Genomic DNA, 8,275 nt, shown 5'->3' on the forward strand with positions numbered 1-8,275 from the left:
GTCCCCGGCCCACTCGGCCACGGCGAACCCCCGCAGAACCCCGAAGACCACCAGCGGCCAGATCACAGCGAACCTTCCGAGTGGACGGACGGATCTCAGTCTCTCATCCGTCCACGATCCCCGCGCGTGCCCGAGCGAAGACCGCGCTGTTGGCCCTCACCTCGTCCAGGTCGACCGGACCATGCGTCGCTTCCGCGGCGGCGATCAGCTCGCTCAGCCGCTCTCGCTCCAACGCACGCCTGTGCTCGATGGCCGCGCGGACCCGCCCGGCGTCGAAGATCGTGATGACGGCGAGCTTCCTCGCGAGGGCGGCCGGGCTGTCACAGGGCAAGGAGGGCGAGTACTAGAAGGGTTGTCAGGGCGGTCGTGGTCTTGACGGCGGGTAGGCGGGTGGCGATGAGCGGGGCGCGGTGGGTGTCTTTGGAGAGGTAGGTGAGGGTTGCGCTCAGGGCGCGGCCGGTGCCGAAGGCGGTGCCGGTCAGGAGGGTCACCGCCAGCGGCGCGTGGCTTAGGAGGAGGGCCAAGGCCAGGACGTAAGGGGCCGTGGACGAGACGTAGGTCCGGACGCCGGTGCCCAGCTCGAAGCCGAACCGCAGAGTGCCTCGGCGCAGGTTGGTCTGGAGGACTTCCTGCGGGATCTGGCGGGCGTTCTGCGGGAGGGGCAGGGAGACCAGGCCGAACTCGCGGGCGGTTCCGAGGGCCGCCACGCCCAGGATCGCGGCCGTGCGGACAGGCGGCGGCAGCGGTGCGGAGAAGCCCGAGAGCAGCCAGAGCACCGCGGCGCTCGCGGTGCCGCCGAGCAGCAGCCCGGCGGTGAAGACGGCCAGGATCTCGCCCTGCCGTACGGGAGCCCGCCAACCTGGCGAGAACAGCACGGATTCGCTGTTGCGCGTTCAAACGCTGCCGGACAGCGAGAACCCGGCGAGGACGCCGATCGACGCCCAGGACAGGACGGCGGCGTCCAGGGCGGCGGCCGACAGCGCGAGGAGCGCGACGGCGGCGACGGGCAGGAGCGGGTCGGTGAGGCCGCGCCGCAGCCGTCCGGCGGTCAGTTCTTGCACGCCGTGGCTTTGCGGCAGATGGTCTTGTACCAGCTCCCCGCCGACGATTTCTTCCAGCCGTCGTGGCAGCGCCAGGTGATGCCCTTCTTGCAATTCCCGCAAGCCTTGGAGTACGCCCAGAGCCATCCGTCCCAATGGCTGCCGTTGCAGTCGCTGGGACGCAGTTTGTAGCGTCCCGGGTCCGAGACCCCGGATTTGTGAAAGCCCTTGTACTTTCCGCTCGTCCGGCAGCATGAGGCGCACACGACGCTCGGGCCGCAGCCGGGGGAGCAGTTGTGCCCGGACGCGTACGACGGGCAGCGCGGATAGATGTCGTAGTAGCCGACCAGCTCGAAACCGGAGGAGAGGGCGTCCCGCGCGGGCGGGAACACGCCGAGGGCCTTCAGCCCGGCGGTCGCGCCCGCGGCGGCGAGGCCCGTGAGGACGCTGCGGCGGACGGGCCTGAACGTGGGCGCGTCCGGCGGGACGCGGCGGCGGGCGCGCGGGGCGCCGGCCGGGCGCGGGCCGCGCAGCGGCGGGACGTCTTCCAACTGGATCATCGTGCCGCCTCCAGGGTGAGCGTGCGGAGGGCTTCAGGCGAGCCCACGGGTTCGGCGGCCCGCACCCGGCCGTCCGCGTCGACGATCACGGCGAAGGGGGTGGCGGGGACGCGGTAGGCGGCGAACAGGCCGTCCTGCTCGCCGGACAGCACGGTCGCCCCGGACAGCGCGGCGGCGCCGTCCGCGGGCGGGCCCGCGAAGATCGCGTGGAGCGGGCCGGTGCCGTCGGCGGCGGCCAGCACCTCCGTGCAGACGCCGCAGTCGCGGTCCAGGAAGAGCAGCAGGCCCGGGCCGAGGCGGTCGAAGGACGGCGCGGGCGATCCCGGCGCCGGGCCGAGACCGGTCGGCCGGGACGTCCCCTGGCCGAGCGCGTGGACCTGCCGGACGAGACCGGCGACCACCAGGGCGAGCAGCAGGATCGCCACCCACGACAGCAGCAGCGCGCTGCTCTGGAAGCTCATCCGGCCGACCTCCTCACGATCATGGCGGACGGGAGCGTCCAGAGAAGGACCGCGAACCCCAGGCCCGCCGTGACGACGATGAACGATTCGTATGGCGACGAGCCGGTTGGAAGCCCGTGCACGGCACCGATGAGCGCGAGCGCGGACAGCGCGGCGGCCCGGCCCGCGACCCAGCCCGTCATCGGGGTGCCCGCGCCCGCGCAGCCGCAGGGCGCGTCGGGCCGCGTCCGCGACACGTACGTTCCGTAGGCGGCGTACAGGGCGAGCAGGACGGCCGACGCCGCGAACGCGGTGCGCATCGGCCCGTCCAGGCGGAGGAGAAGCGTTGCCGCGCCGCCCGCGCCGGTCAGCGCCTCAGCGGCGAGCACGGCCGCCGTCAAGGGACCCGCGAGCGCGCGCGGGATCGTGCCGTGCGCCCGCAGCGCCGAGGCGAGCACGCCGGGGCGCCTCGCGTGCCCTGACAGCGACCCCAGCAGGACGAGCGGGACCGCGACCGCCGCGACGCCCGCCAGCAGCGCGGTCACGGGATCGCCTCGACCGCCAGCCCCGCGAGCCGCCCCGGGACCTCCCGCGCCCGGTCCTCGTCGGGCAGGACGGTCACCAGCAGCGACTTCAGCGTCAGCAGGAAATAGAGGCCCTGGCCCTCCACCGAGTCCTGGAACAGCTCGCCGCCCGCGACGGGCGCGCCGCGCCACGACGGGAGCCGCCGCCGGGTCTGCCGGTTCAGCGGCGTGATCTCCAGGAGCCCGAGCTCCGGGACCTCCTTGACCAGCTCGGCGGGCTCGGGGCGGCGGGCCCGGCCGCGCGGGATCGCGATGACCCCGTCCTCGTGCTCGGTGAGCCGCACCGAGCCGAAGAACGCGACGGCGTCCGCCGGGCGCGCGTGGTAGAGGTGGGTGAACACCGCGTGGCGGCGTCCCTCCCACACGGCGGCGAGGACGGTCTCGCGCAGCCCGGTCCCGGAGTCGTGCGCCGCCTCGGCCCGGCCGACCCGCAGCCGCCCGTCCTGGACGCGGAACTCCTCGTCGAACCGCTCGACGCCGATGTCCTCGGCCCAGGCGAGCGCGTCCGCCCGGGTGCCGCTGGAAATCTCGTGCAGCCGCCCGCCGTCGGCGATCCGCGCCACCGACGTGCAGGGACGGCCGAGGTCATGGGGACCCGACAGCCGTACCCTGACGCCGTCCAGCGAGCGGTGGACGACCTTCCGTCCGGATGTGCCCATGACGCCCCCTTTCCTGCGGGACGCAATTCCCGCAGAAGCACCGCGGGTAACAGAGACGACGCTACGCGTAATTCCACGCTTTGGGGTCGAATCTTCCGGAAGTGGTCACACTCGGGAACGGGTAAGGTCAACTGCCGGACTCGTGCGGCGGCGGCGTTTCAGCACCGGCCCGGCACCGCGCCCTCGGTAGGGTCGTCAGGTTTTCCGGCAGGTGAGCGTGAGGTGAACGCGTGAGCAAGGTCGATGTGCTGATCCGGCGGCTCGATCCCGGGCTGCCCCCGCCCCGGTACGCGCACGCCGGCGACGCGGGCGCCGATCTGGTCGCGGCCGTGGACGTGACGCTGGCGCCCGGCGAGCGCGCCGTCGTCCCGACCGGGACGGCGATCGCGCTGCCCGATGGCTACGCGGCTTTCGTTCACCCGAGGTCCGGTTTGGGCGCTAGGTTGGGGGTGACCATAGTCAACGCACCCGGTACGGTCGACGCCGGCTATCGGGGTGAGATCAAGGTGACCCTGCTGAACACCGACCTCCGCGCCACCGTCGAGCTGCGGCGCGGGGACCGCATCGCGCAGCTGGTCGTGCAGCGCGTCGAGCAGGCGGTGTTCCACGAGGTCGCCGAGCTTCCCGGATCGGCGCGCGGAACCGGCGGCTTCGGCTCCACCGGCGGATTCGGTCCGGCGCCCGAAGCGCGATCCCCCGAGGGGCTCGCGCCCGGTGTGCGAGGGCCCGCGGGCGCGGATAATGCAGGCAATGAGCACAGTCGAGAAGGAGCGTGAGTCGTGGCTTTTGGACGTCGCCGGCAGGCCGAGGAGCCCGAGAAGGGGCCCGAGGTGACCGATGAGCCGGCGGAGGCCGTCGAGGACGCCGCCGAGGACGCCGGAGAGGCTCCCGCCAAGGCGAAGCCGGCCGAGGGCGGCCCGTGGGACTCCGAGGACTCCTTCCCCGAGATGCAGCGGCTCGACTTCGGGTCCCTCCAGGTGCCGGTCGCGCAGGGCCTCGGCTTCCAGGTGAACTTCGAGGCCACCCAGGTGGACGAGGAGGGCAACCCGCTCGACGGGCGTCCCGTCGCCGTGCTGGTGCAGTACGAGGAGAGCGCCATGCAGCTGCAGGCGTTCGCGGCGCCGAAGCGCAGCGGCATCTGGGACGACGTGCGTCGCGAGACCGCCAAGGACATCCGCGAGGAGGCGCAGGGCCAGACTCAGGAGGGCGACGGCCCGTTCGGCCCCGAGCTGCTGGCCATGGTCCCCCAGGCGCTGACCGAGGAGGTCCTCGCCGAGATGCCGGAGGATTTCCGCAAGCAGATCCCGGCCGAGTTCATCGAGCAGGGCTGGGCGCCGCAGATCATCCGCTTCCTCGGGGTGGACGGCCCCCGCTGGTTCCTCCAGGCCGTCGTGCAGGGCGCGGCGATCGAGAACGAGGAGCAGTGGCAGGTCCTTGAGGACGTGCTGCGCGGCGTGGTCGTCGTCCGCGGCGACGCCCCGATGCCGCCGCGCGACCTGCTGGAGCTGCGGATCCCGAAGGAGTTCAGCGAGAGCGGCGAGGAGGAAGAGGAGGAGGCCGTGCAGACCTTCGACCCCTTCGAGCGCGGCCCCGAGATCACCGAGGTCCGCTGATCCCGCCCGCCGCGGCCCGCCGACCCGGTGGCCCGCCCGGTCCACCCGGTCCGCCTGATCTTGCCCGCCGTGCCGCGCGCCGTTTCGGACGTGCGGCCGGCGGGTTTTCGCTGGGCCGCGCGCGGCGGTTTCCTTGCGCTGGGCGCCGCCCGGGTGGTCAATCGGGACATGTCGAAGAAGACGCGCAAACGCCGGGCTCGTAAACGCGGCAAGTCCAACAAGGGCAAGCGGCCCAACGCCCGCCGCTAGCCGGGCCGTCGCCCAGGGCCTAGGTCTCGATCATCTCGAACGTCAGCGCGTGCTCGACGCCGACGGCGCGCCCGACCTGCTCGGCGTTGCCGGTGAGGAACGCCGCCGCGTCGAACTCCTCGCCGAGGTTCGAGAAGTACACGTGGTGCGCGAGCAGCGAGTCGATGCCGGCCCGCAGGTGGCCGGTGATGTCCACGTAGTGGGTGTCCTGCGGTGATCCGCCGAACAGCGCGAACCGGACGCCCTGCCACGGGTCGAGGCCGAGGTCGCGGAACACCCACCGGTTGGCGGCGTCCCTGATCGCGTCCGCGACGGCGAGCCCGAGGACGCGATGGTCGGCCATGTTGAACCCGCCGCCGGGGAACGTCTCCCGGAAGTTCAGCGACAGCACCACCTCGGGCCGGTGCCGCCGGATCGCCGCGGCGATCGCCCGCCGCAGCGGCAGGCCGTACTCCAGCACGCCGTCCTGGAAGTCGAGGAACTCCACCGTCTCGACCCCGACGATGCGCGCCGCCTCGACCTGCTCGGCGCTGCGGATCCGGGCGACCTCCTCGGGGTCCATCGAGTCGATCCCGGCCTCGCCGCGGGTCGCCATCACCTCCGTCACCGTCTTGCCCTGGCTCGTCCACTTGGCGACCGCGGCCGACGCCCCGTACTCCAGGTCGTCGGGATGCGCGACGACCGTCAGCGCCCGGTCCCAGTCCTCAGGTACCTCGTCCATCCCTCCATCCTCGCCCATGGCCCCGACAGCGGACCGGAGGTCCTACAGGCAGCGGAGCCAGAGGTAAGGGGTGGCCAGCACGATGGGTCCGCGCGGGCCCTGGAAATGGTGGGGTTTTGCCTACCCCGATCGGCGTGCTGGACCCATCCTCCGTGGCCGTCGCCGTCCGTAATTTCGTTCCTGCAGGCGCGCCAGGAAGGGGCGCCGGGCTGGAGGGAAACAATGATCGGACGTAATGGACCGGGGCCGGCGAACTCGGCCGGCCAGATGCCGGGTGAGGCGCTTCGCCTGGAGGGCGTGCGCAAGGTGTACGGCGCGGAGGGCAACCGGGTGGTCGCGCTGGACGGCGTGTCGCTGTCGCTGCCGTCCGGGTCGTTCACCGCGGTGATGGGACCGTCCGGGTCGGGCAAGAGCACGTTGCTCCAGTGCGCGGCGGGCCTCGACCGTCCCACCGAGGGACGCGTGTTCGTGGACGGCGCCGAGCTGTCCGGCGACGGCGAGGCCGCGCTGACGAGGTTCCGGCGCCAGCGGATCGGTTTCGTCTTCCAGCAGTTCAACCTGCTGCCGACGCTGAACGTGATGCAGAACGTGGTGCTGCCGCTGAAGCTCGCCGGCCGGAAGGTCGACCGGCGGGAGGCGCGGGCCGTCCTGCAGCGCGTCGGGCTGGGCGAGCGGCTCGACCACCTGCCCTCGGAGCTGTCCGGCGGGCAGCAGCAGCGGGTGGCGATCGCGCGGGCGCTGGTCACGCGGCCGCGGGTGGTGTTCGCGGACGAGCCGACCGGCGCCCTGGACACCCGCAGCGCCCGCGACGTGCTCGGCCTGCTGCAGGAGTCGGTGCACATGTCCGGGCAGACGGTCGTGATGGTCACCCACGACCCGGTCGCCGCGTCCTACGCGAACGCGGTGCTGTACCTGGCGGACGGGCGGATCGTCGGCCACCAGACCGCGCCGACCGCCGAGGCCGTCGCGGAGCGGATGACGCACCTGGCCGAAGAGGTCGAGCGTCAGCGGACGATGGCGGGGGCGTGACGAGATGTTCCAGCTGGCGATGAGTTCACTGCGCAAGCGGACGGGGGCGTTCGTCGCGAGCTTCCTCGCGATGTTCCTCGGCTCGGCGATCATCATGGCGTTCGCGTCGATGCTGGACACGGCGGAGGCGAGCGGCGCGACCGGCACCGCCCGGGAGACCCTCGTGATCATGGCGAACGTGGTCGGCGGCTGGGGGCTGCTGCTGGTGGTCTTCGCGGTCACCTCGACGCTGACGCTGTCGGTCCGGCAGCGGGCCGCGGAGATGGCGCTGCTGAAGAGCGTCGGCGCGACCCCGGCGCAGCTCGGCCGAATGATCGTCGGTGAGGCGGCGGGCCTGGCCGCGGTCGCGGCGCTGCTCGGGATCGTCCCGGGGATGCTGATCGGCCGCGGGCTGCTGGGCCTGCTGCACGACACCGACCAGGTCCCGGCGGACGTCGCCTACAGCTTCGGGCCGGTCGCGCTGTCCATGGGCATCGGGATCACGTTCGTGTCCGCGGTCGGCGCCGCGCTGATCACCGCGCGCCGCACGACCCGCGTCCGGGTGACGGAGTCGCTCGCGGACGCCGCCGTCGACACCGGGAAGCTGAGCAAGAAGCGCATCGTGTTCGCGGTCATCTTCCTGCTGGTCGCCGTCCAGCAGGCGGTCATCACGATCACCGTGATGGACGGCAAGGGCAGCGACGCGATGGCGACGTCCGGGCAGGCCGACATCTTCGCCGCGATCGGGCTGGCGCTGCTCGCCCCGGCGATCATGCGGTGGGTGACGGCGCTCGTCGCGGGCCCGCTGCGGCTGTTCGGCGGCGCCGCGGGCGCCCTCGCGGCCGACACCATGCGCCGCCGGACCGGCGCGCTGGCCTCCGCGGTCACCCCGGTCATCCTGTTCGTCGGGACGGCGGTCGGCACGCTGTTCCTGCAGGCCACCGAGAACGCGGCGATGGACGCCGCCGGCCTCGTCAAGGACAACGAGCAGAAGAACATCGAGACGCTCAACTTCGTCGTCATCGGGATGGTGGTGCTGTTCACCGCGATCATGCTGGTGAACACGCTGATCGCGGCGACCGCGCACCGCCGCCGCGAGTTCGGCCAGGCGCGGCTCGCGGGCGCGACGCCCGGCCAGGTGCTCGGCGGCGTGGCGGTGGAGTCGGCGGTGCTGACCGGCACCGGCGTGCTGCTCGGGACGGTCGCGTCGGTCTTCACGATCGTGCCGTTCGGCCTCGCCCGGCGCGACTCGCTCACCCCGGACGGAAGCGTGTGGACCTACCTCGCGGTGGTCGCGCTCGCCGCCGTCCTCACCGGGGCCACGGCCTACGGCGCGACCCGCAGGGCCGTCCGGGTCCCCGCGGTCGAGGCGGCGCTCAGCTGACCGGGCGGGGGTCGAGC

At 72.9% G+C, this 8,275-nt stretch carries 12 protein-coding genes and 1 pseudogene; 5 read left to right on the plus strand and 8 right to left on the minus strand.

Going from position 1 to position 8,275, the window contains the following annotated elements:
- Nucleotides 1-103 precede the first annotated feature (103 nt).
- The 7 genes from E1264_RS36355 to E1264_RS36380 are packed head-to-tail and all read right to left on the minus strand — an operon-like array spanning nucleotide 104 to nucleotide 3,283.
- Entirely contained in the window at nucleotides 104-331 is a 228-nt protein-coding gene (locus E1264_RS36355; RefSeq protein WP_132181030.1) for a hypothetical protein, read from the minus strand.
- Entirely contained in the window at nucleotides 321-875 is a 555-nt protein-coding gene (locus E1264_RS36360; RefSeq protein WP_132181032.1) for a hypothetical protein, read from the minus strand. The genes E1264_RS36355 and E1264_RS36360 overlap by 11 nt, the downstream gene beginning before the upstream one ends.
- A gap of 18 nt (nucleotides 876-893) precedes the next feature.
- The gene (locus E1264_RS44065) at nucleotides 894-1,061 is read right to left on the minus strand and encodes a hypothetical protein (RefSeq protein ID WP_165964559.1); all 168 of its coding nucleotides are present in this window, start codon (nucleotides 1,059-1,061) and stop codon (nucleotides 894-896) included.
- The gene (locus tag E1264_RS36365; protein WP_132181033.1) at nucleotides 1,049-1,600 is read right to left on the minus strand and encodes a hypothetical protein; all 552 of its coding nucleotides are present in this window, start codon (nucleotides 1,598-1,600) and stop codon (nucleotides 1,049-1,051) included. Before E1264_RS36365 ends, E1264_RS44065 begins: the two co-directional genes overlap by 13 nt.
- Nucleotides 1,597-2,061, minus strand: a complete 465-nt coding sequence (locus E1264_RS36370) for a hypothetical protein (protein WP_132181035.1) — start codon at nucleotides 2,059-2,061, stop codon at nucleotides 1,597-1,599. The genes E1264_RS36365 and E1264_RS36370 overlap by 4 nt, the downstream gene beginning before the upstream one ends.
- Nucleotides 2,058-2,585: a MauE/DoxX family redox-associated membrane protein gene (locus E1264_RS36375; protein WP_132181037.1), complete on the minus strand. Its 528-nt coding sequence runs from the start codon at nucleotides 2,583-2,585 to the stop codon at nucleotides 2,058-2,060. Before E1264_RS36375 ends, E1264_RS36370 begins: the two co-directional genes overlap by 4 nt.
- Nucleotides 2,582-3,283 (minus strand): hypothetical protein, encoded by a 702-nt coding sequence (locus E1264_RS36380; RefSeq protein WP_132181039.1) that lies wholly within the window; start codon nucleotides 3,281-3,283, stop codon nucleotides 2,582-2,584. The genes E1264_RS36375 and E1264_RS36380 overlap by 4 nt, the downstream gene beginning before the upstream one ends.
- Nucleotides 3,284-3,513: 230 nt before the next feature.
- On the opposite strand from E1264_RS36380, the pseudogene dut reads away from it, so the two are divergent.
- From dut to E1264_RS36395, 3 genes and pseudogenes are all read left to right on the plus strand, one after another.
- Nucleotides 3,514-3,951, plus strand: a pseudogene (dut, locus tag E1264_RS36385) (dUTP diphosphatase); the annotation flags it as partial.
- Between the two features lie 111 nt (nucleotides 3,952-4,062).
- Nucleotides 4,063-4,896, plus strand: coding sequence for a DUF3710 domain-containing protein (locus tag E1264_RS36390; RefSeq protein ID WP_132181043.1), 834 nt, complete (start codon nucleotides 4,063-4,065; stop codon nucleotides 4,894-4,896).
- A 69-nt stretch (nucleotides 4,897-4,965) separates the two neighbouring features.
- The gene (locus tag E1264_RS36395) at nucleotides 4,966-5,145 is read left to right on the plus strand and encodes a hypothetical protein (RefSeq protein ID WP_132181045.1); all 180 of its coding nucleotides are present in this window, start codon (nucleotides 4,966-4,968) and stop codon (nucleotides 5,143-5,145) included.
- A 19-nt stretch (nucleotides 5,146-5,164) separates the two neighbouring features.
- On the opposite strand, the gene E1264_RS36400 is transcribed toward E1264_RS36395, so the two are convergent.
- Nucleotides 5,165-5,866 carry a PIG-L deacetylase family protein gene (locus E1264_RS36400; protein ID WP_243711392.1) on the minus strand — a complete coding sequence of 234 codons (702 nt, stop codon included), beginning with the start codon at nucleotides 5,864-5,866 and terminating at the stop codon, nucleotides 5,165-5,167.
- A gap of 222 nt (nucleotides 5,867-6,088) precedes the next feature.
- Here E1264_RS36400 and E1264_RS36405 point away from each other — a divergent pair, with 222 nt between their 5' ends.
- A complete protein-coding gene (locus tag E1264_RS36405; protein WP_132181049.1) occupies nucleotides 6,089-6,895 on the plus strand; it encodes an ABC transporter ATP-binding protein in 807 nt (268 codons plus the stop codon).
- Between the two features lie 19 nt (nucleotides 6,896-6,914).
- Nucleotides 6,915-8,258, plus strand: a complete 1,344-nt coding sequence (locus E1264_RS36410; protein WP_243711393.1) for an FtsX-like permease family protein — start codon at nucleotides 6,915-6,917, stop codon at nucleotides 8,256-8,258.
- The last annotated feature ends 17 nt before the right edge of the window (nucleotides 8,259-8,275 follow it).

Origin of the sequence: Actinomadura sp. KC216 (assembly GCF_004348535.1) — a bacterium.
In the GTDB taxonomy this organism is placed as follows: domain Bacteria; phylum Actinomycetota; class Actinomycetes; order Streptosporangiales; family Streptosporangiaceae; genus Spirillospora.

Coding starts and splice junctions, on each gene's coding strand:
- E1264_RS36410 (WP_243711393.1), top strand. CDS start 6,915: ATGAGTTCACTGCGCAAGCGGACGGGGGCGTTCGTCGCGAGCTTCCTC.
- E1264_RS36380 (WP_132181039.1), bottom strand. CDS start 3,283: ATGGGCACATCCGGACGGAAGGTCGTCCACCGCTCGCTGGACGGCGTC.
- E1264_RS36370 (WP_132181035.1), bottom strand. CDS start 2,061: ATGAGCTTCCAGAGCAGCGCGCTGCTGCTGTCGTGGGTGGCGATCCTG.
- E1264_RS36365 (WP_132181033.1), bottom strand. CDS start 1,600: ATGATCCAGTTGGAAGACGTCCCGCCGCTGCGCGGCCCGCGCCCGGCC.
- E1264_RS36405 (WP_132181049.1), top strand. CDS start 6,089: ATGATCGGACGTAATGGACCGGGGCCGGCGAACTCGGCCGGCCAGATG.
- E1264_RS36400 (WP_243711392.1), bottom strand. CDS start 5,866: ATGGACGAGGTACCTGAGGACTGGGACCGGGCGCTGACGGTCGTCGCG.